24 protein-coding genes are annotated in these 26,636 nt (G+C 70.2%); 9 read left to right on the top strand and 15 right to left on the bottom strand.

Translation table 11 applies throughout. The annotated features are described in order from the left end of the window. Window positions 1-63: 63 nt before the first annotated feature. Complete coding sequence (locus tag QQ657_RS23140) at window positions 64-2,397, top strand: GH92 family glycosyl hydrolase (protein WP_284744307.1); 2,334 nt, start codon at window positions 64-66, stop codon at window positions 2,395-2,397. Here the strand turns inward: QQ657_RS23140 and QQ657_RS23135 are convergent. The 3 genes from QQ657_RS23135 to QQ657_RS23125 all read right to left on the bottom strand — a co-directional run bounded on the left by QQ657_RS23135 (window position 2,394) and on the right by QQ657_RS23125 (window position 6,299). Beyond that, window positions 2,394-4,445, bottom strand: coding sequence for an MMPL family transporter (locus tag QQ657_RS23135; protein WP_284744306.1), 2,052 nt, complete (start codon window positions 4,443-4,445; stop codon window positions 2,394-2,396). The two genes, QQ657_RS23140 and QQ657_RS23135, sit on opposite strands and share 4 nt — an antisense overlap. Window positions 4,446-4,558: 113 nt before the next feature. Further along, window positions 4,559-5,227, bottom strand: a complete 669-nt coding sequence (locus QQ657_RS23130; RefSeq protein WP_284744305.1) for a response regulator — start codon at window positions 5,225-5,227, stop codon at window positions 4,559-4,561. A 7-nt stretch (window positions 5,228-5,234) separates the two neighbouring features. Next, on the bottom strand, window positions 5,235-6,299 hold the full coding sequence (locus QQ657_RS23125; protein WP_284744304.1) for a sensor histidine kinase: 1,065 nt from the start codon (window positions 6,297-6,299) through the stop codon (window positions 5,235-5,237). 79 nt (window positions 6,300-6,378) lie between these two features. On the opposite strand from QQ657_RS23125, the gene QQ657_RS23120 reads away from it, so the two are divergent. Further along, entirely contained in the window at window positions 6,379-6,831 is a 453-nt protein-coding gene (locus tag QQ657_RS23120; RefSeq protein WP_284744303.1) for a DUF3761 domain-containing protein, read from the top strand. A gap of 86 nt (window positions 6,832-6,917) precedes the next feature. Beyond that, window positions 6,918-8,333, top strand: coding sequence for an MFS transporter (locus tag QQ657_RS23115; protein ID WP_284744302.1), 1,416 nt, complete (start codon window positions 6,918-6,920; stop codon window positions 8,331-8,333). Here QQ657_RS23115 and QQ657_RS23110 read toward each other — a convergent pair. The 7 genes from QQ657_RS23110 to QQ657_RS23080 form a co-directional block, all read right to left on the bottom strand. Next, window positions 8,330-9,130: an SAM-dependent methyltransferase gene (locus QQ657_RS23110; RefSeq protein ID WP_284744301.1), complete on the bottom strand. Its 801-nt coding sequence runs from the start codon at window positions 9,128-9,130 to the stop codon at window positions 8,330-8,332. The two genes, QQ657_RS23115 and QQ657_RS23110, sit on opposite strands and share 4 nt — an antisense overlap. A 40-nt stretch (window positions 9,131-9,170) precedes the next feature. After that, window positions 9,171-9,800 (bottom strand): histidine phosphatase family protein, encoded by a 630-nt coding sequence (locus QQ657_RS23105; protein ID WP_284744300.1) that lies wholly within the window; start codon window positions 9,798-9,800, stop codon window positions 9,171-9,173. A 2-nt stretch (window positions 9,801-9,802) separates the two neighbouring features. Beyond that, entirely contained in the window at window positions 9,803-10,606 is an 804-nt protein-coding gene (locus tag QQ657_RS23100; RefSeq protein WP_284744299.1) for an SAM-dependent methyltransferase, read from the bottom strand. Beyond that, complete coding sequence (locus tag QQ657_RS23095; RefSeq protein WP_284744298.1) at window positions 10,603-11,400, bottom strand: SAM-dependent methyltransferase; 798 nt, start codon at window positions 11,398-11,400, stop codon at window positions 10,603-10,605. The genes QQ657_RS23100 and QQ657_RS23095 overlap by 4 nt, the downstream gene beginning before the upstream one ends. A 43-nt stretch (window positions 11,401-11,443) precedes the next feature. Next, window positions 11,444-12,994, bottom strand: coding sequence for an acetolactate synthase large subunit (locus QQ657_RS23090; protein WP_284744396.1), 1,551 nt, complete (start codon window positions 12,992-12,994; stop codon window positions 11,444-11,446). Window positions 12,995-12,999: 5 nt separating this feature from the next. Beyond that, a complete protein-coding gene (locus QQ657_RS23085; protein ID WP_284744297.1) occupies window positions 13,000-14,385 on the bottom strand; it encodes an FAD-binding oxidoreductase in 1,386 nt (461 codons plus the stop codon). A gap of 131 nt (window positions 14,386-14,516) precedes the next feature. Further along, entirely contained in the window at window positions 14,517-15,275 is a 759-nt protein-coding gene (locus QQ657_RS23080) for a PE-PPE domain-containing protein (protein ID WP_284744296.1), read from the bottom strand. 155 nt (window positions 15,276-15,430) lie between these two features. On the opposite strand from QQ657_RS23080, the gene QQ657_RS23075 reads away from it, so the two are divergent. Further along, window positions 15,431-16,252: an aldo/keto reductase gene (locus QQ657_RS23075; RefSeq protein ID WP_284744295.1), complete on the top strand. Its 822-nt coding sequence runs from the start codon at window positions 15,431-15,433 to the stop codon at window positions 16,250-16,252. 539 nt (window positions 16,253-16,791) lie between these two features. Here QQ657_RS23075 and QQ657_RS23070 read toward each other — a convergent pair. Further along, on the bottom strand, window positions 16,792-17,289 hold the full coding sequence (locus tag QQ657_RS23070; RefSeq protein ID WP_284744294.1) for a DUF3830 family protein: 498 nt from the start codon (window positions 17,287-17,289) through the stop codon (window positions 16,792-16,794). A 2-nt stretch (window positions 17,290-17,291) separates the two neighbouring features. After that, the gene (locus tag QQ657_RS23065) at window positions 17,292-18,548 is read right to left on the bottom strand and encodes an aspartate aminotransferase family protein (RefSeq protein WP_284744293.1); all 1,257 of its coding nucleotides are present in this window, start codon (window positions 18,546-18,548) and stop codon (window positions 17,292-17,294) included. A gap of 92 nt (window positions 18,549-18,640) precedes the next feature. On the opposite strand from QQ657_RS23065, the gene QQ657_RS23060 reads away from it, so the two are divergent. Genes QQ657_RS23060 through QQ657_RS23050 form a run of 3 tightly spaced genes read left to right on the top strand, consistent with a single transcriptional unit; the run spans window position 18,641 to window position 21,684 of the window. Next, window positions 18,641-20,104: an NAD-dependent succinate-semialdehyde dehydrogenase gene (locus QQ657_RS23060; protein WP_284744292.1), complete on the top strand. Its 1,464-nt coding sequence runs from the start codon at window positions 18,641-18,643 to the stop codon at window positions 20,102-20,104. Continuing rightward, a complete protein-coding gene (locus QQ657_RS23055) occupies window positions 20,101-21,159 on the top strand; it encodes a tartrate dehydrogenase (protein ID WP_284744291.1) in 1,059 nt (352 codons plus the stop codon). Before QQ657_RS23060 ends, QQ657_RS23055 begins: the two co-directional genes overlap by 4 nt. A 60-nt stretch (window positions 21,160-21,219) precedes the next feature. Further along, entirely contained in the window at window positions 21,220-21,684 is a 465-nt protein-coding gene (locus tag QQ657_RS23050; protein WP_284744290.1) for a DUF4262 domain-containing protein, read from the top strand. 181 nt (window positions 21,685-21,865) lie between these two features. Here the strand turns inward: QQ657_RS23050 and QQ657_RS23045 are convergent, their stop codons facing one another. Genes QQ657_RS23045 through QQ657_RS23035 form a run of 3 tightly spaced genes read right to left on the bottom strand, consistent with a single transcriptional unit; the run spans window position 21,866 to window position 24,134 of the window. Continuing rightward, entirely contained in the window at window positions 21,866-22,585 is a 720-nt protein-coding gene (locus QQ657_RS23045; protein ID WP_284744289.1) for a GntR family transcriptional regulator, read from the bottom strand. Between the two features lies 1 nt (window position 22,586). Next, window positions 22,587-23,333: a maleate cis-trans isomerase family protein gene (locus tag QQ657_RS23040; protein WP_284744288.1), complete on the bottom strand. Its 747-nt coding sequence runs from the start codon at window positions 23,331-23,333 to the stop codon at window positions 22,587-22,589. A 60-nt stretch (window positions 23,334-23,393) separates the two neighbouring features. After that, entirely contained in the window at window positions 23,394-24,134 is a 741-nt protein-coding gene (locus QQ657_RS23035) for a maleate cis-trans isomerase family protein (protein WP_284744287.1), read from the bottom strand. Window positions 24,135-24,238: 104 nt separating this feature from the next. Here QQ657_RS23035 and QQ657_RS23030 point away from each other — a divergent pair, with 104 nt between their 5' ends. Both QQ657_RS23030 and QQ657_RS23025 read left to right on the top strand, forming a co-directional pair. Next, a complete protein-coding gene (locus tag QQ657_RS23030) occupies window positions 24,239-25,237 on the top strand; it encodes a D-2-hydroxyacid dehydrogenase (RefSeq protein ID WP_284744286.1) in 999 nt (332 codons plus the stop codon). Beyond that, window positions 25,234-26,616, top strand: coding sequence for an amidase (locus QQ657_RS23025; protein WP_284744285.1), 1,383 nt, complete (start codon window positions 25,234-25,236; stop codon window positions 26,614-26,616). Before QQ657_RS23030 ends, QQ657_RS23025 begins: the two co-directional genes overlap by 4 nt. Window positions 26,617-26,636: the final 20 nt, after the last annotated feature.

Below are 26,636 nucleotides of genomic sequence, written 5' to 3'. Positions count from 1 at the left end.
TGTCCGGCAGCTTGTCTGCTCTAGTCCACCCAACGGTCACCGAACGCGGGTTAATCTCCGCCCATGCGCCGTCCCGTCACGGTGGCACTGGCCGCCGCCCTGCTTGCCTCGACGTTGACAACGATGTCGGCCGCCGATGACCTGAGTCCCGCCGACTACGTCGACCCGCTGATCGGCTCGGCCGGGGACGGCAACACCTATCCCGGGGCCACCGCGCCGTTCGGAATGCTCGCGTGGAGCCCGACCAGTACGCGCGGGGACCAGACCAGCACCGGTGCCGCCAACGGCTACCAGTACGACGCCACCCGGATCCGCGGCTTCGCGCTAACGCACGTTAACGGCGCCGGTTGCAACCCCGGTGCCGCCGGTGACGTCCCGATCCTGCCGTTCGCCGGCGACGTCACCTCATCGCCGACCGCCGACACCACCGACGCGATCTACGCGAGCAACTTCAGCCACGCCGACGAAGCAGCAACGCCGGGACGGTACCGTCTCGACCTGGCCAACGCCGTGACGACTGATGTCGCGACCACCGAACGCACCGCGATCGGCACTCTGCAGTACCCCGCGGACAAGCCCGCCAGCCTGCTCTTCCGCACGTCGAACTCCCTCAACGGCAGCGAAGACGCCGAGACCCACCTCGACGCGGCGAACCGCAAGGTCACCGGCTCCGTCCTCACCGGCGCGTTCTGCGGCCGCCGAGCGAACGGCGGCGTCAACAACCGCAAGTCCTACTACCGCCTGTACTTCACCGCGCGGTTCGACCAGCCCGTCGTCGGCACCGGGACGTGGAAGGACGCGACCCTGCAGCCGGGCGGCACCGACCAGACCGGCGGTGAGGGTTATGCCACCGGAAAGGACCGGGCCGGACGCGGCTCCGGCGGTTACGTCACCTTCGCGCCCGGCAGCAAGGTGACCATGCGGATCGCGATCTCCTACGTCTCGCTCGAAGGCGCGGAACGCAACCTCCAGGTCGAGCAGTCAGCGAAGTCCACCGTGGACAGCGTCGCGGACAAGACCAAGAAATCCTGGAACGCCGAACTGAGCCGCGTCGACGTCCAGGGCGGCACGGCCAACCAGCGGATCGTCCTCACCACCGCGCTCTACCACAGCCTGCAGCAACCCAACCTCGTCAGCGATGTCGACGGCCAGTACCTGGGGATGGACCGCAAACCCCACCGCGTCGAACGCGGCCAGGACGCGCAGTACTCCAACTTCTCCGGCTGGGACCAGTACCGCGCGCAGATCCAGCTGCTGGCCCTGCTCGAACCGCGCGTCGCCGGGAACTTCGCGCAGTCGCTGTACAACTACGCGAAGCAGAACGACGGCGTCTGGGACCGCTGGGTGCACGTCAACGGCGCGGCGCACGTCATGACCGGCGACCCGTCGGCAGCGACGATCGCGACCTTCTACGCCATGGGCGTCCGCAACTTCGACTACCGCGGCGCGTTCGACTCGCTGTACAAGCAGGCGACAGTCCCGCGCCCGGAGGGCCTGCAGGACGGCGGCTGCCCGGGCCAGTGCGTCGGCCAGCGGCCCAACCTCGCGCAGTACCTGGCGTCCCACTACGCGCCCAACGACGTCTGCCACTGCTGGGGCGGCGCCGCCGAGACCCTGGAAGACGCGGTCGCCGACTCTGCAATCGGACATTTCGCAGAACAACTCGGCCGCACTCGCGAAGCCGCGGAGCTGCGCGCCCGGGGGGCTTACTGGCTAAACGTATTCAACCCGGGCACCGGGTACACACAGGCCCGCAACGTCGACGGCAGCTGGGTGACGCCGTTCGACCCGGCGAGCGACCGCGGCTTCGCCCAGGGCAGCGCGGCCGCGTACACCTGGATGGTCCCGCAGGACGTCTCCGGGCTCGCCGACGCGATGGGCGGCAAGGCGAACGCCATCACGCGGCTCGACGGCTTCTTCCACGACGCGAACGGCAACTGGCAACTCAAGGGCGGCGGCCCGCTCAAGTACGACCCGACCAACGAGCCCGACATCCACGCGCCGTGGCTGTACAACGAGCTCGGGCAGCCGTGGAAGACGCAGGAGACCGTGCGGCAGCTGGTGAACTCCGTCTACACGACCGGACCGTCCGGGCTGCCCGGCAACGACGACCTCGGCACGATGTCCGCCTGGTACGTCTTCGCGGCACTCGGGATCTACCCGCGGACGCCGGGCTCGGGTGAGCTGCTGCTGTCGAGCCCGCTGTTCCCGGCCGCCGTGATCCGGCCGGCGGGCGGCGCGCCGATCCGGATCACGACGTCGGGGAGCGGAAAGTATGTGGCCGACGTCCGCCGGAACGGCAGGCCGCAGCGCGACTGGAAGGTCGACGCCTCGTTCCTGCACGGCGGAAGCCTGGACTTCCGGCTGTCCGAGACGCCGACCGGGTGGGGGAGTTAGGGCTCCAGCGCGACGTGCGGGAGCCGGCGGTCCAGCCACCGCGGCAGCCACCACGCGCGCTCCCCGAGCAGCCGCATGATCGCCGGGACGAGCAGGCAGCGGATCACCAGCGCGTCCAGCAACACCGCGACTGCCAGCCCGAGGCCGAACTGCGCGAGCATCCGCGACGGGTCGAGCAGGAACGCGCCGAACACCAGCACCATGATCGCGCCGGCCGCGGTGATCACGCCGCCGGTCGACGCGAGGCCCTCGCGCACCGCGAGCCGCGCGTCGCCGGTGCGCCGCCATTCCTCGTGCATGCGCGACACGAGGAACACCTCGTAGTCCATCGACAGCCCGAACACGATCGCGAAGATCATCACCGGCACGAACGCCTCGATCGGGCCGGGCTGCGCGCCGAACCAGCCGTCGCCGAACACCAGCGTCATGACACCCAGCGAAGCGCCGATGCTCAGCAGGTTCAGCAGCGCGGCCTTGAGCGGGATGAGGATCGACCGGAAGACGACCATCAGCAGTAGCGCGGACAGCCCGACGACGACCAGCACGAACAGCGGCAGCCGGTCGGCGACGGCGTCGGCGAAGTCCGTCGCGGCCGCGACCGAACCGCCGACCAGGTAGTGCCCGGGCAGGACCGGCAGGACGTCGGTCCGCAGGCGCGTCACCAGTTCGGCCGTCGCCGCGTCCTGGGGTGACGTCGTGGGGAAGACGAGGACGGTCGGGCCCATCGGCGGCAGCACCCGCGCGATCCCCGGCGTCACGGCGAGCCGTTGCTGCAGCGCGACTGGATCGCCGTCTTCCGTGACGAGCGCGAGCGGGCCGCTGAATCCCGGCCCGAAGCCCTCGGCCAGCAGGTCGTACGCCTGCCGCGTTGTCGAGCCCGCCGGGTCGGTGCTCGCGTCGGCGAACCCGAGGCGCATTCCCGCGGCGGGGATCGACAGCCCGATGAGGAGGGCCAGGCCGATCGCGAGCGGCGCCAGCGGACGTCGCTGGACGCCGTCGGCGAGCCGTCGCCACGCCTTGTCGTGATCGCGGTGTGCGGCGTGCCGGCGGATGCCGCGTTCGAGCCGCTTGCCGAACAGCGACAGCAGCGCGGGCAGGAGCGTCACCGACGCGAGCATGGTCATCAACACGGTGAGTGCGACGGCCAGAGCCACCCCGCGCAGCCCGCCGAGCCCGAGTGCGAGGAGGCCGAGCAGCGCGATGATCACCGTCGTCCCGGCGAACAGCACTGAGCGCCCGGCCGTATCGAGCGCCCGGCGGGCGGCCGTGTCACGGTCGTACCCGGCCAGGATCTCGCCGCGGTACCGGGAGAAGATCAGCAACGCGTAGTCGACGCCCACCCCGAACCCGACCAGCATCATCAGCGGCGCGGTGTAGCTCGCGATGTCGACGAAGTGCGAGACGACCGTGATCACGCCCAGCGTGCTGCCGACGGCGAACACCGCGGTGAGCACCGGCAGCCCGGCCGCGAGCAGTGAGCGGAACAGGAACACGAGGATGACCAGGGCCGCGAGCAGGCCGACGCCTTCCGCGGGGCCACCACCTTCCGAGATGCGCTCGATGGGGTCGCCCGCCAGAGCAACTTCGACCGGCCCGGCCTGCTTCGCGGTGTCGGCGAACTTCACGATGTCGTCGTACGGGAGGTCGGTCGAGGGCACGTCGAAGGTGACGGTGGCGTAGCCGATCCGGCCGTCGGGCGAGAGCGTCTCGAACGGCCCGGTCACCGACCGCACGTGCGGCTGCAATCGGACATTTCCCAGAGTGTTTTCGACCGCGGCACGCTGCGTGGCGAGCCCGTTGTCCTCCTTGAACACGATCTGCGCGCTCGCGCCGGACTGTGCGGTGTTCTTCAGGAGGTCGACGACCTGCTGGGACTCGGTGCCGGGCAGCGAGTTGTCGTCGTGGAACGCGCTGCCGGTGAGGCGGGAGGTGAACGTGACGCCGATGAGGACCAGGGCCCAGAGTGCGACGGCGAGCCACCGGTGGTGCTGCGCCCAGCCGGCCAGCCGGGCCAGCCGTCCCCCGGTGGGGCGAGTGATGGTGTCCATGGGGGACAAGGATTCGCCGCGAGGGCACTACTCCGCGTCGCGCAGCGGAGGACACTTGACTTGCTCCCGGCGGTGTCCCTTAAGGCGTTTCCCGTACCCCTGGGGGAGTACGGCTAGGGGGTGAGCCATCGCGGCGTCACCGCGCCGGACTCGTAGGCGAGGACGACGAGCTGCGCGCGGTCGTGCGTACCGGTCTTGGTCATGATGCGGCTGACGTGCGTCTTCGCCGTCGCCGGGCTGAGTGTGAGCTCGCGCGCGATCTCGTCGTTCGACAAGCCGGCTGCGACCAGGGAAAGCACCTCGCGCTCGCGGTCGGTCAGCCGGTCCAATGCCGGAGCCGGCGACGGGCGCGTGACGCGCGCGGCGAACTCCGAGATCAGCCGCCGGGTGATCGACGGCGCCAGCAGCGCGTCACCTCGGGCGACCACGCGCACGGCGTGGATCAGCTCTTCGGGCTCGGTGTCCTTGACCAGGAACCCGCTCGCGCCCGCGCGCAGGGCGCCGTAGACGTCTTCGTCGAGGTCGAACGTCGTGAGGATGACGACCTTCGTGCCGCTCAGCGAAGGGTCTTCGAGCAGGTGCCGCGTGGCGGCGAGGCCGTCGAGCACCGGCATCCGGATGTCCATCAGCACGACGTCCGGGCGGTGGTCGTGCGCGGCCTGCAGGGCTTCGCGGCCGTCGGCGGCTTCCGCGACGACGTCGATGTCGTCCTCGCCGTCCAAAATGGACCGGAAGCCGGCGCGGACCAGCCGCTGGTCGTCGACGAGCAGGACCCGGATCATCGGGTCATCATCGCACCGGCAGCCGGGCGCGCACGCGGTAACCGCCGCCCTCGCGCGGTGCCGCGGTCAGTTCGCCGCCGAGCGCCCGCGCGCGTTCGGCCATGCCGCGGATCCCGGTGCCCGGCGGGGCATCTCCTCCACGGCCGTCGTCGTCGACCTGCACGGACAGCGCGTCGGCGCCGTAGCCGAGCCGGACGACGACAGTCTTCGCGCCCGCGTGCTTCGCGACGTTCGTCAGCGCTTCCTGCACCACGCGGAACGCGGCGTGCTCGACGTCCGGCGGCAGGTCCCGGGCGACGCCGTCGATCTCGGTGCGCACGGTCAGCCCGGACGCGCCGACCGACTCGGCCAGCTCTGCCACCCGCGACAGACTGGGCTCGGTCTGGCGGAGCATGCCGAGCGTCGCGCGCAGCTCCTGGAGCGCGGTCTTGCTGGCGTCCTTGATGGTGCCGAGGGCTTCCTCGGCCTGCGCGGGGTCACGGCGGTGCAGCGCGGCGCCGGCCTGGACGTTGATCAGCGCGAGGTGGTGACCGAGGACGTCGTGCAGTTCGCGGGCGATGCGCAGCCGCTCGTCGGTCGCGCGCGTCCGGGCCTCCGCCTCCTTTGTGCGCTCAGCCTCGGCGCGATAGTGCGCGACCGCACCCCCGGCGACGAGCGCGACGAACCAGCCGGTCATCAGGAAGAAGGCGAAGTTGTCGACGTGCCGTCCGCTGCGCGAGCTGATCTCTCCGGCGGTGACGCCCGCCATCGCGGCGACGACGAGCAGCGCGGCCCCGCGGATCCGCCCGGCCGCGGCGGCGTTGTAGAGGGTGTAGGCGAAAGCCAGCAGGACGAGGCCGTCGGGATCGGTGAGCGGGTAGTAGAGGGCGCAGCAAACGAGCGTTAACCCAGCAACGCTCAGCGGGTACTTCCGCCGGAAGAAGACCGCGGCGCAGCCGAGAACGGTGAGGACCCAGCCGAGCGCGGCGTGGTGGGCGGGCTTCGCGCCGTCGTTCAGGACGGCGAACAGCGAACCGACGAGCACCGCGACGGTGACCGCGAGTTCGGGTGCCCATCGCCGCAACCAGGACATGCGCCGAGTCTAGGCGGCGTAACAAACACTCCGTGGTGCGCGACTTCGCGGCATTGATTGCCATGGCTAAGGAGTCTTCGTGAGCAAGAAACTGGGGTTGATCCTGGCTGCGGGCCTGCTGGTCGCGGGCTGCGGCGTCGGCGCTGTGCCGCCGAAGGACGCCGGGAGCGTCGGAGTCCTCGATACTCCGACGTCGACGTATTCGACGCCCACGTATTCCGTTCCGGTCACGACCGCACCACCCACGTCCGATGCGCCGGTCGTCACCACCACACCGACCCAGGCGCAGGCCGTCGCACCGAAGACGACCGCCGCCAAGCCCAAGGCGGCACCGAAGACCACCGCGCAGGCCGCGCCGAAGCCGGCCGAGTGCGGCGCCGACTACTACGTGAACTCTTCCGGCAACTGCGTCCACCGCCCCAGCGACAACCCGTCCGGAGCGACCGCGATTTGCAAGGACGGCTCCTACAGCTACAGCCAGCACCGCTCCGGCACGTGCTCCGGCCACGGAGGCGTGCGCACCTGGCTGTGACGAGAGCACCAATCGAGCGGAAAACCCCCGGGGCGTAGGTACAGTGCATGAAGTTGCATGATGCGTACTAACTACACACCGGGGGTGTGCTGGTGTCCCGACCCGAAGGGTCCGGTCGCGCGATCGTCGTGGTGCTCGCCTCGTGCGGGCTGGTCGCTTCGTTCATGCAGACGCTGGTCGTGCCGCTCATCCCGGTGTTCCCGCGGCTGCTGAACGCCTCGGCGGCCGACGCGTCCTGGGTCGTCACCGTGACGCTGCTGGCCGCGGCCGTCATCACCCCGGTCAGCGGACGGCTCGGCGACCTCTACGGCAAACGGCGGATGATCCTCGTCAGCCTCGCGCTGCTCATCGCCGGTTCGGTCGTCTCGGCGACGACGAGCGAGCTCGCGTTCCACATCGTCGGCCGCGGGCTGCAGGGCTGCGCGATGGGCGTCATCCCGCTCGGCATCAGCATCATGCGCGACGAGCTCCCGCCGGAACGCGTCGGCGGCGCGATCTCCCTGATGAGCGCGACGCTCGGGGTGGGCGGCGCGATCGGGTTGCCGGTCGCGGCCGTCGTCGCCGAGAACGCCGACTGGCACGTGCTCTTCTGGATGTCCGCCGGCCTCGGGCTGCTCTTCGCGCTGCTGATCGTCAAGTTCGTGCCGGAGTCGCCGCTTCGCACCCCCGCGCCGTTCGACTACTTCGGCGCGCTCGGGCTGGCCGCCGGCCTGGTCTGCCTGCTGCTGCCGGTGGTCAAGGGGGCCACGTGGGGCTGGACCAGCACGCCGACGCTCGGGTTCGCCGCCGCGGCCGTCGTCATCCTGGCCGGCTGGGGCACCTACCAGCTGCGGCGGCGCGACCCGCTGGTGGACCTGCGCGTGTCCGCCCGCCGCCCGGTGCTGTTCACGAACCTGGCGTCGATCATGGTCGGGTTCTCGATGTACGCCATGGCGCTGTCGTTCCCGCAGCTGCTGCAGGCGTCGGCGTCGACCGGCTACGGGCTGGGTCAGACGATGGTCGAGTCCGGACTGTCCCTGGCGCCGAACGGCCTCGTGATGATGCTGCTCTCGCCGGTCTCGGCGCGGCTCATCACCCGGTTCGGCCCGCGCCCGACGCTGATGACCGGCGCGCTGGTGATCGCCTTCGGGTACCTGTTCGCGATCGTGCTGATGGACAACTCCGCCGAGCTGATCACGGCGTCGGTGATCATCGGCGCGGGCGTCGGGATCGCGTACGCGGCGATGCCGGCGTCGATCATGGGCTCGGTGCCGGTCACCGAAACGGCGTCCGCGAACGGCCTGAACTCCCTGATGCGTTCGGTCGGCACGGCGATTTCGAGCGCGGTGATGGCGGCGATGCTCGCCCAGCTGACGATCACCGTCGGCGGCCTGTCCGTCCCGTCACTGTTCGGCTTCCGCGCGACGTTCGCCGTGGCGGCGTTCGCCGCGCTGACGGGCGTGCTGCTGGCCGGGCTGGTGCCGAAGACGCGGGTGGCGCCGGAGCTGGTCGGCGTCGCTTAGTTCTTGCGCGCCACCAGCGCCAGCCCGCCGCACTCGGCCGGGTTCTCCGGTACGCCCTCGTCGGGCCGCCACTCCGGGATGAAGACGATGCCCGGGTCGAGGATCTCGAAGCCGTCCACGAGCGCGCGCAGCTCGTCGGCCGTGCGAGGCGTCACCGGGTTCGCGCTCTTCTGGTACATCGCGACGGCGCGGGCGGTGCCGTCGCTCTGCTGCTCCGGGGTCGCCGACGACATCGCCAGGTAGCTGCCGGGCGCGAGCGCGTCGCGGTAGGCGGCGATCAACCGGGCCGGGTCTCGGTCGTCCGGGATGAAGTGCACGAACAGCGCCATCACGACCATCACCGGCTGGTCGAGGTCGAGCATCATCTCGGTGGTCTCGTGCTCGAGGACGTCGTCCGGGAACTCGGCGTCGGCGTGCACCATCACCGCGTTCTCGTTGTCCTCCAGCACGATCTCGCTGTGCGCCACGGCGACGGGCTCGTTGTCGACGTAGACGACGCGCGCGGTCGGGTCGATCCCGTGCGCGACTTCGTGAACGTGACCGACGGTCGGCATGCCCGAGCCGATGTCGAGGAACTGCCGGATGCCCTGGTCCATCCCGAACCGGATCGCTCGGCGCAGCCACTGCCGGTTCAGCTGCGCGCGCTCCCGCGCGTTCGGCTGGGCGGCCAGCACCTGGTCGGCGAACATCCGGTCGACGGCGTAGTTGAGCCGGCCGCCGAGGATGTAGTCGTACACGCGCGCGGGGTTCGGCTTGTCGAGGTCGATGCCGCGCCGCGCGTACTCGTCTTCACTCATCCGCCGCTCCAGTGATCGTGGTGACGGCGAGAATAGCGGGTCATCCGATCAGGTGGCTCGTGTCGTTCAGCGTGTGCAGTGTCCGATTGCGGAAGCGGTCGTCCTCGTGGAGCACGGTGATGCCGCCGGCGCTCGCCCGGAACGAGGCGTACGCGCAGGCGGCGACCGGCAGCCCGAGCGACGCCGCGACGACCCAGCTCAGCGAGCCGCCGTGGGTGACGACCACCGGGTGCTCCTCGCCGGCGGAGCGGATGCGGTCCATCGCGCGGTACACGCGGGTCACCCACTCGAGCTTGGTCTCGGCGCCCTCGATGCCCTCGTCGTGGTCGAGCCGCTCACCGGTGGCCGGGGGCGGCACGAACCGCTCGTCGAGCCAGGACTGCGGCCGCCCGCCCGCCACGCCGTAGGACTTCTCCCGCAGGTCGTGCACGAGCGTGGGCTCGACCCCGAAGAGGCTCGCGATCGGCGCCGCGGTCTCGACCGTGCGGCGCAGGTCGGAGCTGTACAGCGCGATCCGCGCCGCACGGGGGACGAGGTCGTGCAGCCGGGCCGCGACCGCCCCCGCGTGCAGGCGGCCGCGAGCCGTGAGCGCGGAGTCGAACCAGCCGCCGACCCGGCCTTCGACGTGGTGCGTGGCCTCCGGATGCGTGACGACGTAGACCCGGCGCATCCCTAGTTCTTGCGCGCCACCAGCGCGAGCTGGCTCGCCAGCTCCGGGTGCTCACCGACCTCGCCGGGGTCGTCCGGCCGCCACTCCGGCGTGAACACGATCCCCGGCGGCAGGATCTCGAAGCCGTCCAGCAGCGCGCGCAGTTCGTCCCGCGAGCGCGCCACGACGTTCGTGCCGCTCTTCTGGTACATCTCCGCCGCGCGGCGGACCTCCTCGCCCTGGCCCTCGAACGTGCCCGACGACAGCGCGAAGTAGCTGCCCGGCGCGAGCGCGTCGCGGTAGGTGGCGATCAGGCCGGCCGGGTCGCGCTCGTCCGGGATGAAGTGCACGAACGCGGCCATGATCAGCATGACCGGCTGGTCGAAGTCCAGCAGCATCTCGGTGGTCTCGTGCTCGAGGACGTCCGCCGGGAATTCGGCGTCGGCCTGCACCATCTCGGCGTTCTCGTTGTCCTTCAGCACGATCTCGCTGTGCGCGACCGCGACCGGCTCGTTGTCGACGTACACCACGCGCGACGCGGGGTTGATCGCCTGGACGACCTCGTGCACGTGCCCGACGGTCGGCATGCCCGAGCCGATGTCCAGGAACTGGCGGATGCCCTGCTCGGCGCCGAAGCGGACGGCCCGGCGCAGCCAGCGCCGGTTCATCAGGGCCAGCTCCTTGGACTCCGGCCGCACCGCCAGGATCTTCTCGGCGAACATCCGGTCGATGGCGTAGTTGAGCTTGCCGCCGATCAGGTAGTCGTACACGCGGGCCGCGTTCGGCTGGTCGAAGTCGATCCCGCGCTTGGCGTGCTCGTCGGTCATCGCCGCGCCACGAGCGCCAGCCCGCCCGACTGCTCCGGCGGATCCTCGAGCGGACCGTCCGGGCGCCACTCGGGGGTGAAGACCACGCCCGGCGGCAGGATCTCGAAGCCCTTCACCAGCGCCCGCAGCTCGTCGGGCGATCGCAGCGTCAGGGGCGTGCCGCTCTTCTCGTACAGCGAAACCGAGCGCTGCGACTCCTCGCCCTGCCCCTCCCACGTGCCCGACGACAGCGCGAGGTAGCTGCCCGGCGCGAGGACGTCGCGGTAGGTGGCGATCAGCCCGGCCGGGTCACGCTCGTCCGGGATGAAGTGCACGAACGCGGCCATGATCACCATCACCGGCTCGCTGAAGTCCAGCATCGCCTCGACGGTCGGGTGCTCCAGCACCTCGTCCGGGTACTCGGCGTCGGCCTGGACCATCGCCGCGTTGTCGTTGCCCTCCAGCACGATCTCGCTGTGCGCGACCGCGATCGGCTCGTTGTCGACGTAGACGACCTGCGACGTGGGGTCGATCGCCTGGACGACCTCGTGCACGTGCCCGACCGTCGGCATCCCCGAGCCGATGTCCAGGAACTGCCGGACACCCTGCTCCGCCGCGAACCGCGCCGCGCGGCGCAGCCACGCGCGGTTGACCACCGCCATGTGCCGCGCGTTCGGCAGCACGCCCAGGATCCGGTCGGCGAACATCCGGTCGACGGCGTAGTTGAGCTTGCCGCCGATCATGTAGTCGTACACGCGCGCCGCGTTCGGTCTTTCGAGGTCGATGCCCCGCCTCGCGTGTTCGTCTTCGCTCATCCGCCGCTCCCGGGGCTCAGGTGTGACGGCGAGGATAGCCGGGTCAGAGCAGCGGCGGCACCACCGCGTCGATGAGGTGCGGACCCGGTTCCGCGAAGGCGCGCTGCAGCTGCTCGGCGAGCTCTTCGGCGGTCGTCGCGCGCGTCGCCGGCACGCCCATGCCCTCCGCGATCTTCACGAAGTCCATGTCCGGCCGCGACAGGTCGAGCAGCTCGTTCGCCTTCGGCCCGCCCTGCGCGCCGACACGCTGCAGCTCCAGCCGCAGGATCGCGTAAGCGCGGTTGTTGAGCAGCACCGTCGTGACGTTCAGGTTCTCCCGTGCCTGCGTCCACAGCGCCGAGATCGTGTAGAGCGCGCTGCCGTCCGATTGCAGGTTCAGGACGGGACGGTCCCGTCCCGCCACTGCCGCGCCGGTGGCCACCGGCATGCCGTAGCCGATCGCACCGCCGGTGAGTGTCAGCACGTCGTGTCGCGGCGCGCCGGCCGTCGCCGTCGGGAGCAGCAGGCCGGACGTGTTGGCTTCATCGGCGATGATCGCGTTCTCCGGCAGCAGCGCGCCGATGACGTCGACCCAGTTCTGCGGGGTCAGCGGCCCGCTCGGGAGCGCGGGCCGGGACGGCTGCTGCAGCACCGGCTCGGTGTCCGCGGCAACGAGGTCCGCGACCTCGTTCAGCGCGCGCGTGACGTCCTGGCCGACCGCCGCAAGCGTGTGCACCTGGGCGCCTTCGGGCACCAGGTCGCTCGGCTTGCCCGGGTAGGCGAAGAACGACACCGGCGCCTTCGTACCCGCGACGACGACGTGCTTGATCCCGTCGAGCTGGTAGGTCACCTGCTCGGCGAGGTACCCCAGCCGCTCGATCGTCGGCAGGCCCGCGCCGCGCTCGAGACGGGACGGGAACGTCTCGACGAAAACCTTCGCGCCGGTCGCGGCGCCGATCCGGCTCGCCGCGCGCAGGCCTTCCTCACGGCACGCGGCCCCGCCGATGAGCAGCGCCACCGGCTCGCCGGCGCCGAACACCGCGGCGACGTCCTTGACGGTGGTCGCGTCGACGGCCTGCGGAACGCGCGGCGGGACCGGCGCGCAGGTCTCGCCGCCTTCGCCCCACGAAGCGTCGGCGGGCAGGATCAGCGTCGCGATGCGGCCGGGCGCGTCCTGTGCCGCGGCGACCGCGGCGGCGGCGTCCGCCCCGACGTCCTTGGTGTGCTCCGAACGGCGCACCCAGCCTTCCAGCGAGCCGGCGACGGCCTCGATGTCCGACTCCAGCGGCGCGTCGTACTGCTTGTGGTAGGTCGCGTGGTCACCCACGACGTTGACGATCGGCGTGTGTGCGCGCCGAGCGTTGTGCAGGTTCGCCAGGCCGTTGCCCAGGCCGGGGCCGAGGTGCAGCAGCGTCGCGGCGGGCTTGTCCGCGATGCGCGCGTACCCGTCGGCGGCACCGGTGACGACGCCCTCGAACAGCGCGAGCACGCCCCGCATCTCAGGCACGGTGTCGAGCGCGGCGACGAAGTGCATCTCCGACGTGCCGGGGTTCGCGAAGCACACCTCGACACCGGCGTCGACCAGCGTGCGGATCAGGGACTGGGCGCCGTTCATCTCGCTCATTCGGTTCCTTCGGGGAAGAGAACGCCGGGGTTGAGGATCCCGGCGGGGTCGAAGCTCTGCTTGATCCGGCGCATCAGCTCGATCTTCGCCGGGTCTTCGAGTACCTGGTGGTAGTACGCCTTGGTGCGGCCGATGCCGTGCTCGCCGGAGATCGCGCCGCCGAGTTCCATCGCGAAGGCGAAGATGTCGGTGAGCAGCTGCTTTCGCTTGTCCACGTCCTTGCAGAAGATCGCGAGGTGGACGTTGCCGTCGCCGGCGTGCCCGCAGCCGATCGCGCCGCCACCGGCGGCCATGGCCAGCTCGCGAGCCTTGGTGATGAACTGCGGCATCGCGGTGCGCGGCACGACGACGTCGATCACGTCGTCGGCGCCGGCCGCCTTCGCGGTCCAAAAGGCTTTCTCGCGGGCTTCGATCAGCTTGCGCGCGGCGGGTCCTTCGAGGACGTAGACGTCGGTGGCGCCGAGTTCGCCGAGCAGTTCGCCGACGGTCTCGACATCCTCGTGCAGGCGTCCGTTGTCCCGGTTTTCCAGCGCCACCACGAGGTAGGCCTCGCTGGTCTCGCGGATCTTGTCCGGGACGCCGAGCTCGAGCTTCTCGTTGTAGACGATGGCGGCCATCGTCATGTTGTCGATGTACTCGAGGATGTGCGGCGCGAGCCCGCTGGAGACGATCGCCGGCACGGCGGCCATCACCTGGTCGAAGTCGCCGAACGGGGCGAGCACGGTGGCGCCGTGGGTGAGCCGCGGGTGCAGCTTGACGGTGATCTCCGTGGCCAGCGCGAGGGTGCCCTCGGAGCCGATGATCAGCTGCGTGAGGTCGTAGCCGGTGGAGATCTTCGACGTCTTGCCGCCGGTCCGCAGGATCTCGCCGGTCGGCAGGACGGCCTGCAGGCCGAGGACGTTGTTGCGGGTGACGCCGTACTTGACGGCGCGCATGCCGCCGGCGTTCGTCCCGACGTTCCCGCCGACGCTCGCGCTCAGCTCTCCGGGGTAGACGGTGTAGCTGAGCCCGGCTTCGGCGGTCTTGACGTCGAGCTCGGCGAGTGTGACGCCGGGCTGCACGACGGCGACGTGGTTCCCGGTGTCGACTTCCAGGACCGCGTTCATCCGCTCGAAGGAGATCAGGAGGCCGTCTTCCCGCGGTTGCGCGGCGCCGGAGAGACCGCTTCCGGAGCCTCGCGCGGTCACGGGCACGTTGTGTTCTGTCGCGGCCTTCAGCAGCTCCGCGACTTCTTCCGCGGTTGCCGGCTTCGCGACGTACGCAGGCTTCTGCGGCTCCGCGGTCAACGCTTCGTCGTGCGCGTAGTCCTCGGAGATCGCCTCGCCGGTCAGCAGGTTCTTGTCTCCGACGATCTCGGCCAGCCGTGCTGCCACGTCGCCCATCGACAGTCTCTCCTCCGCGCCGTTGCTGTGGTTACCGCAGCGTAGTACGTACCGCCGGTACGCCGCTATGAAGGATTTTCATGTTAGCGCGAGGGAGGTGGGGCGGGCGCCGGAGCGCCCGCCCCGGAGTGTCAGCCGATCGGCCACGGCGGCCGGCAGTCCTGGCGCGGCAGCTCGATCGACGAGTTCGTGTACACGCCGTCGGCCAGGGTGTTGTCCATGATCGGGCGTTCGACGTAGCACCAGTGCTGGGCGAAGTAGCCGCCCGGCGCTTCGAGGGTGTCGAAGTGGCACACCCCATCGGTCTGGATGCAGTAGCGGATGTACGGGATGCCGCCGAAGTCCGTTCGGCCCGGGCCGAACGAGACGTACCCGCCGAACGGCGACGGCGCGCCCGCACCCGCCGGGATCACCGCGCTGATCCCGCGTCCCGGCGGCCCGACCGGCTGCATCGGGTCGGCGTACAACTTCGCGTTGAAGTGGCTCTTGTCGACGTTGACCACGCCGTCCGCGATGTCGTTCAGCAGGAAGTTCGCGACGATCGCGCCCTGCGAGTACCCGACGACGGTGAATTCGCCGCCCGGGTCCTCGTTGAACGAATCCTGGGCGACGCGCTTCGCCTCTTCGCGGCCGATGGCGACGCTCTGGTCCATCGGCGTCGCGCCGCACGGTCCCGGGAGCCCGGACGCGCCGGCCGGGTAGTTCACGACCTTGCGGATCCCGCCGCGCAGCCACGCTTCCTGGTACTGGTCGGCGTTCCCGTTGCAGGTGCCGCCGATCAGGATGTAGTAGTGCGCGCCTTCGGCGTGCGCGGCCGGCGTGGTGACGAATCCGGTGACGAGCGCCGCCACCGCCGCGCCGATCAGCGAAAGCCGTTTCAGATTTTTCACTTCGCAGTCCCCTCCGTCAGTTGATCACTGCGCCGAGGACGTTAGGGAGGGGCGATGAAATCCGGATGAAACCGGTGATCAGCCGATTACAGAGCAGGATTTAGCTCAGGCTAAATCTCTGGTGGGTGACTCCGCGCCGGGCGAAGCTTCCCGGCATGACATCGACGTACACCTTCGAAGACGGCGTTTCCGTGCGGCGGCTCGGTTTCGGCGCGATGCGGCTCACCGAGTGGGACCACGTCCGCGACGGCGCCGCCGCGGTCGCACGCCGGGCGACGGAGCTCGGCGTGACGTTCTTCGACACCGCCGACGCCTATGACCTGGGGTTGAACGAGGAACTGCTGGCTGACGCGCTGCACCCGTACGACGGGCTGTTCATCGCGACGAAGTGCGGCCACGCGCGTCCGAGTCGGGGCGAGTGGGTACCGCTCGGCCGGCCCGAATACCTCCGGCAGCAGGCGGAGCTCTCGTTGCGGCGCCTGCGCGTCGAGCGGCTCGACCTGCTGCAGCTGCACCGGCTCGACCCGCAGGTGCCGCTCGCCGACCAGATCGGCGCGCTCGCGCGGCTGCGGGACGAGGGCAAGATCGCGCGGATCGGGCTGTCCGAGGTCAGCGTCGCGCAGCTGGCCGAAGCGCGGGCCATCGCGCCGATCGCGAGCGTCCAGAACCGGTACAACCTGACCGACCGCGCGTCCGACGACGTCCTCGGCTACTGCGAGCGCGAGGGGATCGCGTTCGTGCCCTGGCTGCCGATCGCACGCGGTGACCACGCGACGGCGGGCGGAGTGCTCGGAAAGGTCGCGGCCGGCCTCGGCGCGACACCCGCTCAGGTGTCCCTCGCCTGGTTGCTGCGCCGGTCGCCGGTGGTGATCCCGATTCCCGGCACGTCGTCAATCCGGCATCTCGAAGAAAACTGCGGCGCGGCCGGAATCACGATTTCCGACGACGATTTCGCGCGGCTGGGTGAACTGGGGTGAAACGGCCTGGCCGCGGTTTCCCGCGGCCAGGCTCCGGTGTTCCGCCTGGATCAGACGAGCCAGCCGAGAACGTGCGCCAGGTGCGCCAGCGCGCCGGTGAGGATGTCGTGGCAGTAGTGGGCGTGCTGGGCGAACATCTGCATGGAATGACTCCTTGATGAATAACTCATTGACTTCCCTGGAGTGCTCCCGGTGGGGAGCGAAAGCAGGTTTTCACCGCGCCGGGAAGCTGTCAAAGAGTCATTTCCGGAAGACTCGGCCACTGCGGAATCTTCCCATGCTAAACACGTAATCCCTTCGTGTTTGACGCCGGGGTGCCCGCTTCGACGGTCAGCCACTGTGGGTAACAGTCGACCGGAATCTCACTGTCGGTAATTCCGACCTTGATCCGGCATCCTGGGTAGCCGGGTAGCTCGATCCGGTGATCACCAGCCACGAAAGGTGATCGCGAGATGATCACCCTTTCGAGTGGTCGAACGCAGCAAAAGGGACGCCGGGTGCGGTCACCGCACCCGGCGTCCCCTTGCCGGACAAGGGATTCAGGCTCGCGCGAACGAGAGCGTCTCGCCCTCGACCCCCCGCAGCCAGAGGTCCTGCGCGGCCGCCGCCATTTCGGCGAGGCCCTCCTCGATCGTGGCGAACACGTTGCCGGGCACCCAGCCCGCGTCGCCGTTGATCAGCAGGTTGTTGCGCCCGTAGAAGATCGCGAGGTCGGTCGCGCCCTGGTCGCTGTGCGCCTCGCTGCCGTCGTCGTAGCCGTACGCGGGGTTGCCGATCTCCCAGGCTTCGAACCCGAAGTACACGACGTCGCCGGGGATCGGCGTGATCGTCGGGTTCTCCCGCCCGGGCTTCGGCTCCGCGAAGGGCGGCACGAGCGTGTAGACCTCGTTGCGCGCGTACTTCGCGTGGTAGGCCGAACCGCTCTGCGGCAACGCGTCCCACACTGCCCTGCACGTCCGCGGCGCCTCGTCGTCGAGCAGCCGGGCCCGGCAGGACACCCCGCGCTTGTCGAGGGTGATCGTGATGTAGCGGGCCATGCTCAGCTCCCCGTGACGGACGCGACGACCTCGCCCCAGATGCGCAGCGCGTCGTCGACCTGCTCGGCGTTGACGATCAGCGGCGGCACCATGCGGACGACGTTCATGTACGGCCCGCACGTGAGCAGCAGCAGGCCGCTCTTCGACGCGGTCTGCTGCGCGGCCGCCGCGGTGGCGGCGTCGGGCTCGCCGTCGGCGGTGGTGAACTCCGAGCCGACCAGCAGCCCGAGCCCGCGCACCTCGCCGATCGCCGGCGTCTTGTCCGCGATCACCCGCGCGCCTTCGAGCAGCTGACGCCCGCGCTCGGCGGCGTTCTCCACCAGGTTCTCCTGCTGGATGACCTCGAGCGTCGCGATCGCCGCGGCGCACGAGACGGCGTTGCCGCCGTACGTGCCACCCTGCGAACCCAGGAACGCCTTCGCCATCAGCTCCTGCGAAGCGGCGATGCCCGACAGCGGGAAGCCGCTGGCCAGACCCTTCGCGATGAGCACGATGTCGGGGGAGACGTCGAAGTGGTCGTGTCCCCAGAACTTGCCGGTGCGGCCGAAGCCGGTCTGGATCTCGTCGAGGACGAGCAGAATGCCGTGCCGGTCCGCGCGCTCACGCAGACCCGCCATGAACTCCGTGTTCGCCGGGACGTAGCCGCCCTCGCCGAGTACGGGCTCGACGAAGATCGCGGCGGTCTCGTTCGGCGCGCTGACCGTCTGGAACAGGTAGTCCAGCTCCCGCAGCGCGAACTTCGTCGCGGTCTGCTCGTCCCAGCCGTAGTGGTAGGCGTAGGGGAACGGCGCGACGTGCACGCCGGACATGAGCGGGCCGATGCCGGCGCTGAACCGCGTCCCGGACGTCGTCATGCTCGCCGCGGCGACGGTCCGGCCGTGGAAGCCGCCCTGCATGACGACGACGTTCGGGCGCTTCGTCGCCTGCCGCGCGAGCCGCAACGCCGCTTCGACGGCTTCGCTGCCCGAGTTCGCGTAGAAGAGCGAGTCGAGCCCGCTGGGCAGGACGTCGCCGAGGCGTTTGGTCAGCTCGAGCAGGGGCCGGTGCATCACCGTCGTGTACTGCCCGTGGACGAGCTTGCCGATCTGCTCCTGCGCCGCGCGCACGACGTGCGGATGGCAGTGCCCGGTGCTCGTGACGCCGATGCCGGCGGTGAAGTCGAGGTGGCGTTTGCCGTCGACGTCGTAGAGGTAAACCCCTTCACCGTGGTCGACCACGACGGGCGTTGCCTGCTTGAGCAGCGGAGATAGCTGGGCCATGGCAGCGTGCTCCTTGGTCGGTTGAGCGGGTTGTCGATTGTTGACAATATCCATAGCATGGCCCTCGGGACAACACGTGAGGAGCAGTCGGGATGAGCGCGAGCACCGAGTCCGGCGTCGTCGACGCGGTCGGCAAGGAACTGTTCATCGGCGGCAAGTGGGTCGCCGCCGAGTCGGGGAAGACGTTCCCGGTGGTCGACCCGGCCACCGGCAAGGAGCTGTGCCAGGTCGCCGACGCCTCCCCGGCGGACGGCGTCACCGCGCTGGACGCTGCGGTCGCGGCGCAATCGGACTTCGCGAAGATGGCGCCGAGGGAACGCGGGGAGATCCTGCGCCGCGGGTACGAGCTGCTGATGAAGCGCCAGGACGAGCTCGCCCTGCTCATGACCCTGGAGATGGGCAAGCCGCTCGCCGAGTCGAAGGGCGAGATCGCCTACGCCGCCGAGTTCTTCCGCTGGTTCGCCGAGGAGGCCGTCCGGATCGACGGCGGCTTCGCGACCGCCCCGAACGGCGCGGGCCGGTTCCTCATCACGAAGCAGCCGGTCGGGCCGACGATCCTGATCACGCCGTGGAACTTCCCGATGGCGATGGGCACCCGCAAGATCGGCCCGGCGGTCGCCGCCGGCTGCACGATGGTGATCAAACCCGCCGCGCAGACGCCGCTCTCGATGCTCGCGCTGGCCGGCATCCTCGCCGAGGCGGGGCTGCCTGAGGGCGTGCTCAACGTCCTCACGACCAGCGACTCCGGCGGCGTGATGGAGCCGCTGATCCGCGACGGCCGCGCTCGAAAGCTCTCCTTCACCGGCTCCACCGGCGTCGGCCGCAAGCTCCTGGAGCAGTGCGCCGACAAGGTGCTGCGGACGTCGATGGAGCTGGGCGGCAACGCGCCGTTCCTGGTCTTCGACGACGCCGACATGGACGCGGCGATCGACGGCGCGATGCAGGCGAAGATGCGCAACATCGGCGAGGCGTGCACCGCGGCCAACCGGTTCTACGTGCAGCGCGGCGTCGTCGAGGAGTTCTCACGCCGGCTGACCGAGCGGATGCAGGCGCTGCCGATGGGCCGCGGCACCGAGAAGGACGTCGTGGTCGGCCCGCTGATCGACGACAAGGCCGTCGACAAGGTGACGGAGCTGGTCAAGGACGCCACCGACCGCGGCGCGAAGGTGCTCACCGGCGGGTCTGGAGTCGACGGGCCGGGCCACTTCTACCAGGCCACCGTGCTCACCGACGTCCCGCAGGAGGCGCGGCTGACGCACGAGGAGATCTTCGGGCCGGTCGCCCCGATCACGTCGTTCGACACCGAGGAAGAGGCGGTCGCCAAGGCGAACGACACCGAGTTCGGCCTGGTCTCCTACGTCTTCACCAGCGACCTCAAGCGGGCGTTGCGCGTCTCCGAAGCACTCGAAGCGGGCATGATCGGGCTCAACCAGGGCATCGTGTCGAACCCGGCGGCGCCGTTCGGCGGGATCAAGCAGTCCGGGCTCGGCCGCGAGGGTGGCACGGTCGGCATCGACGAGTTCCTCGAGACCAAGTACATCGCGGTGGCCCTGTGACGGCCTACCGCATCGCGAGCATCCCCGGCGACGGGATCGGCGTGGACGTCACGGTCGAGGCCCGCAAGGTCCTCGACCGGGCTGCCGCACTCTTCGACTTCTCTCTGGAGTGGACGGAGTTCGACTGGAGCTGCGAGCGGTACGCGCAGGCCGGGTCGATGATGCCGGACGACGGCGTCGCGCAGCTCTCGGCGTTCGACGGGATCCTGCTCGGCGCGGTCGGCTTCCCCGGCGTCCCGGACCACGTTTCGCTGTGGGGCCTGCTGATCCCGCTGCGGCGCGCGTTCCAGCAATACGTCAACCTGCGCCCGGTGCGGCTGCTGCCGGGCACGACGTCCGTGCTGGCCGGGCGGAAGGCCGAGGAGCTGGAGCTGGTCATCGTCCGCGAGAACTCCGAAGGGGAGTACTCGGCGATCGGCGGCCGGCACAACGCCGGGCGGCCGGACGAGTTCGTGCTGCAGGAGTCGGTCTTCACTCGCGTCGGTGTTTCGCGGATCATCCGGTACGCCTTCGAACTGGCGCGGACGCGGTCTTCGCGCGTGTGCTCGGCGACGAAGTCCAACGGGCTCATCCACTCGATGCCCTTCTGGGACGAGATCTTCGCCGAGATCGCGGCGGAATACCCCGATGTCCACAGTGAACAGATGCACGTGGATGCGTTGGCGGCACGCATGGTCCAGGCGCCGGACCGGCTCGACGTCATCGTGGGGTCGAACCTCTTCGGCGACATCCTGAGCGACCTCGCGGCCGCGATCACCGGCGGGCTCGGCATGGCACCGTCCGGCAACATCAACCCATCGGGTGAATATCCGTCGATGTTCGAGGCGGTCCACGGGAGCGCTCCGGACATCGCCGGCCAGGGCATCGCGAACCCCGTGGCGCAGATCCTGGCGGCCGCGATGCTAGTCGAACACCTGGGTGAAACCGTTGCCGCGCAAGCGATCCGTACCGCGGTGGACCGGGTGCTCGACGAGGGCCGGGTGCGCACCCCGGACCTCGGCGGCACGGATACCACAGAACGGCTCGGCACGGCGGTGGCCGAAGCGCTGGGCTGAGTTTTTGTCGGTGCCCTCCGGCACGGTGGTCGCAAGTCCACCGAGGGGGAGGAGCCACCGATGTGCTTCGAATGTGAGAACCCGGACAGATCCGGTTACCTGGAACGGCTTCGCGACGGCGTGGCCGGCCAGAGCTGGCTCGTGCAAGGAGTCGAGGGCAGCGGGGCGTACCCGCCGTGGGCCTACACGATAGGCCTGAGCGGGTACGGCCTGCCCGAGCTGGTCGTGACGGGCATGCCGCTGCCGGAGGCCGCCGAGCTGCTGAACGACCTGGCCGCGCACTCGCTGCACGCGTCGCCACCGTCGCCGGGCGAACGCGTCCTGCTGCGGGGCGGCCCGGTGATCGAAACGGTCCTGCTGGCGGAGCCGTCGGTGCACCTGGTGTTCGCGGAAGCGTTGTACGGCCCGGAAATCCGTGCGCTGCAACTGGTCCACGCGGACTCGCGGGGGCGTTTCCCGTGGTCGCCGGACTACCGCGACGGCCGTGGCGGCCAGCCGGTGCTGGGGGTGCGTGATGGCGCTTAGCTGCGGGTGCTCGCCGCCGTCCAACTGCTTCCCGGTACCCGTGCGGGCCGTCCACGTGCGCCTGCCGGATCCTTCGGAACCCGAGCCGGTCGTTCGGATGCGCGTGCCGCGGCAACGGGTGGACGCACCCGTTTTCCGATCGCGCGCGGCGGCCTTCCGGACGCGGCTGCCGGACCTTCGCTCACGCGTTGCCCGGCACCGGCGGGGCGTGCCCCTCGATGAGGCTCGTCCCCGGCGCGAGGCGCTGAACGGCGTCCTCCATGTGGGAGTCGAGCAGCGCAAGCGCCGTTTCCTCGTCGCCGTCGCGAAGGGCCTGGATGAGTTTCGTGTGCTCCTCGACGCGTTCCTCGACCCGCTGATAAGTGCTCTGCAGGGCGGTCAGGCACATCCGCGTCTCGATGAGGAGGGTCCGGGCCATCCGGACGAGCCGCTTGCTGCCGGAGGCGTTGATGAGGGCCTCGTGGAACCTGAGGTCCGCGGTGGAAAGCGCGCTCGGGTCGTCTTCGCTCGCAGCCGTCGCCATCTCCGCGACGGTCCGTTCGAGCACGTCGGCGATCCGGTCGCGTTCCCCGCCGCGCACGGCGCGGATCATCGCGGCGCGTTCGATCGCCGATCGAGCTGCATAGATGTCGTAGACGTCGCCGGGCTCGAGGTCGATCACGAAGAGCCCGCGGTGCCGTTCGCTGCGGAGGAGCCCTTCCGACACGAGATGCTGCATGGCCTCCCGGAGTGGCCCCCGTGACACCTGGAAGCGTGAGGCCAGCTCCGTCTCGCCGAGCTGGGTGCCCGGCGGGAGGGCGCCGGTCATGATCGCGTCGCGCAGCTGACGCGCGATCACCGCGGCCGTCGACTCGCGGCTGACCGGTTCGATCTCGGGCAGCATGCCCGGTGGCAGGGCCATGTCAGGCGCTCCCGTCCGGCAGCTGCCGGAACAACGCGCCGAGGGAGCGGACGAGCCGGTGCCGCCCGGTCAGGCGCAGGCCCTCCCAGACGGTCACCTGGTTGGCGGTCAGCACGGGCTTCTTCAGCGCGGCTTCGACGATGTTGATCTCCTGGAGCGTCCGCATCGCGGTGTCCGGCACCAGCACCGCGTCGGCGTCCGGGTGGTCGTGGCGCACGGCGAGTTCGATGACGGCTTCCGACGTCATCACGCCGACCTCGGCGGCCGTGACGATGTCGGCGCTGGCCATCGCGACCACCTCGATGCCGCCGGCCTTGAGGAAGTCCACGAACAGCCGGGCGATGTCGTCCGGGTAGCTGGCGGCGACGGCGACCCGCTTGACGTCCAGGGCACGCGCGGCGTGCACGAACGCGAAGGAGGTACTGGAGGCCGGGACCCCGGCGACGGCGGCGAGGCGGTCGGCCTGGTCGCGGGCGCCGTCCCAGCCGTAGACGAAGCTGCCGCTGGTGCAGGCCCAGATGACCGCGTCCGGCTCGTGCTTCCGGAGCAGGGTGGCGCCGTCGGCGAGGCGGGTCTCGCTGCCGAGGTCCAGCAGTTCGGCGACCGCGTGCTTGTCGGTGCCGTAGATGTGCTCGACCGCGAGGCGGATGTCGCCCTCGTCGGCGGCCGCGCCGCCGAGCAGCTGCTCGGCCAGCGGGTAGTCGTCTTCGGCCGCGTGGTCGGGGTAGATGAAGCCGATGGTGGTCACGAAACCTCCGGAGGGGCGCAAATTGTCGACAATCCTAGAGGGGTGGTCAAGGACTACCTTTCACGACACGTCACGAAGCCACTTACCCGGTCCGACGATGGGCAGGTTCATCCGGCGCAGGCACGCCCACATGGTCAGCTGGTTGGCCGTGAGCACCGGCTTGCCGAGCGCGGCTTCCAGGGGCTCGATCAGGTCGTAGGTGGGAAGGTTCGTGCAGCTGACGAAGATCGCTTCGGCTTCACCGTGGTCGGCGGCGAGGATGCGTTCGGCGATGGTGCGGTAGCTGACCTTCCAGATGCCGCCGCCCAGCCCGAGGTGGTCGCTGGCGACGGTCTCGACGTTCAGCTCGCCGAGGAAGTCGTGCAGGGCGCGGGTGAGGTCGGCGTCGTAGGGCGTCAGCACCGAGACGCGGTGCAGGTCGAGCTGGTGCAGCACTTCGGCCAGCGCGCCCGAGGTGGTGACGGCGTCCGGGGCGCCGGCGTCGCAGATCGCCTTGGTCAGCGAGCGTTCGTAGTCGACGCCGTTGACGAAGCTGCCCGACGTGCAGAGGTAGGCGACGACCTCGGGCTCGACGTGCAGCACATCGCGGGTCGCACTGGCCAGGTGATGGCTGTCGCTGACGAGGCGGGCCATCTCCATGCTGACCGGCACCGGCTCGTACGGCGTCCGGGCGAGGTGCAGGGACACCTCCATCGGCACCCACCGCCAGAGCTCGCGCTCCAGCGCCAGGTCGAACGGCGCGATGACGCCGATGCCGCGTTGCGCCAGCGGGCCTTCGAACGCCAGGAAGTCGAAATCCAAGGCTCAGCCTCCGGAATACGTCTGAACTTGATGACACGTCCGGTGCTCCGGGGGTCGTTCCTCGGATTGTTGACAATCATACGAGCGACTTTTACCGTGTCAACGTGATCGCCTCGGAAAACCGGGAAACTCCCGTCCTGGCCGTGCTCTGCGGCGAGCACCGTCCACCGGACATGCGTGCTGTCGAATCCGGGGCGGTCGTGCGTTACACGGACGCGGCGGGTCTGTCCGAAGCCCTGTCCGGAGCCGACGCGCTCTTCGTCTACGACTTCCTCTCCACGGCCGTGCCGGGCGCCTGGCACGCCGCCGATCGCCTGCGCTGGCTGCACATCGCGAGCGCGGGTGTCGACCCGGTGCTGTTCCCCGGGCTGGTGGAGAGCGACGTCGTCCTGACCAACTCGCGGGGTGTCTTCGACGACGCCATCGCGGAGTACGTGCTCGGCGTCGTCCTCGCCTTCGCGAAGGACTTCGCACGGTCGCACGACCTGCAGCGCGAGGGTCGCTGGCTGCACCGGGAAAGCGAGCGGATCGCCGGGCGCGAGGTGGTGGTCGTCGGCACCGGGCCGATCGGCCGGGCCATCGCGCGGCTGCTGCGCGCGGCCGGGATGCGGGTGAGCGGGGCCGGCCGCCGGGAGCGCACCGGCGACCCGGACTTCGGTGTCGTGCACGAGTCTTCGCAGCTCGACGGGTTCCTGCCGCACGCCGACTACGTCGTCGCCGTCGCGCCGCTGACCGAGTACACCAAGGGCATGTTCGACGCGCGCGCGTTCGCCGCGATGAAGCCGTCGGCGCGGTTCGTCAACGTCGGCCGGGGTGAGCTGGTGGTCACCTCCGACCTGGTCGCCGCGCTGGAAGACAAAACCATCGCCGGCGCCGCGCTCGACGTGTTCGACACCGAGCCGCTGCCGTCCGACAGTCCGCTCTGGACCATGCCGGACGTGCTGGTCTCGCCGCACATGTCCGGGGACTTCATCGGCTGGCGGAACACGCTCGTCGAGGTGTTCACCGAGAACTTCCGCCGCTGGCGCGCTGGGGAGCCGCTGCGCAATGTCGTCGACAAGACGCTCGGCTACGTGCCGTCGGGGAACCAGGGAGCCGGATGAACGACAGGATGCTGACCGCCAGTGAGCTCGTCGCCGCCTACGCGACCGGTGAGCTCTCACCGATCGAGGCGACGCAGAACGCGCTGCAGGCCATCGAGGACCGCGACGGCGAGTGCAACGCGTACTGCCTCGTCGACGCCGATCGGGCGCTGGAACAGGCCAAGGCGTCCGAGGTCCGCTGGCGGGACGGCAACCCGATCGGCTGGCTCGACGGCGTGCCGTCCTCGATCAAGGACATGTTCCTGACCCAGGGCTGGCCGACCGTCCGGGGCTCGAAGAGCATCGACCCGGACCAGCCGTGGGACGTCGACAGCCCGGTCGCCGCGCGGATGCGCGAGGCCGGCCTGGTGGTGCTGGGCAAGACCACCACGCCCGAGATCGCGTGGAAGGGCGTCACCGACAGCCCGCTGCGGGGCATCACGCGCAACCCGGCCGACCCGTCGAAGACGGCGGGCGGGTCGAGTGGCGGGAGTGCCGCGGCCGTCGCGGCGGGGATGGGCGAACTGTCCGTCGGTACCGACGGCGGCGGCTCGGTGCGGATCCCGGCGTCGTTCTGCGGGATCGTCGGGCTCAAGCCGACGCACGGCCGGATCCCGCTCTATCCGGCGAGCCCGTTCGGCCCGCTGTCGCACGCCGGCCCGATGGCGCGGTCAGTGGATGACACCGCGCTGCTGCTGGACGTCCTGTCGCTGCCCGACCACCGCGACCCGGCCGCGCTCGCGCCGCCGGTGGCGTCGTTCCGCGAGGCCGTCCGCCGGGATGTCCGCGGCCTGATCGCGGCGTATTCGCCGACGCTCGGGTACGTCGACGTCGACCCGGAGATCGCCGCGATCGTCGCGGCGGCGGTGCGCGCACTCGGTGACGCGGGCCTGCACATCGAGGAGACCGACCCGGGGTTCGCCGATCCCAAGCCGGCGTTCGACATCCTCTGGTCGTCGGGGGCGGCGAAGCTGCTCGACTCGTTCCCGCCGGGTTCCGCGGACCGCACCGACCCGGGGCTGCGCAAGGTCTGGGAGCTGGGCAAGACGTGGTCGGCGAGCGACTACCTCGACGCGACCGCGGAGCGGGCCGCGCTGGGCATCCTCATGGGCGAGTTCCACACGCGCTACGACGTGCTGATCACCCCGACCGTCCCGATCGCCGCGTTCGAGGCCGGGCACGACGTGCCGCCCGGCAGCGGGCTGAGCGAGTGGCCGGAGTGGACGCCGTTCACGTACCCGTTCAACATGACCCAGCAGCCGGCGATCAGCGTGCCGGCCGGCCACACGTCGGCGGGGTTGCCGGTGGGCCTGCAGATCGTCGGGCCGCGGCACTCGGACGACCTCGTGCTGGCGGTCGCGAAGCTCCTGGAGGAAGTGCGGCCCTGGGCGCCGGCCTGACCACACGTGAGGGTGAAACC

Source organism: Amycolatopsis ponsaeliensis, assembly GCF_030182635.1.
Taxonomy (GTDB): Bacteria; Actinomycetota; Actinomycetes; order Mycobacteriales; family Pseudonocardiaceae; genus Amycolatopsis; species Amycolatopsis ponsaeliensis.
This window is presented reverse-complemented; position numbering and strand designations above follow the sequence as displayed.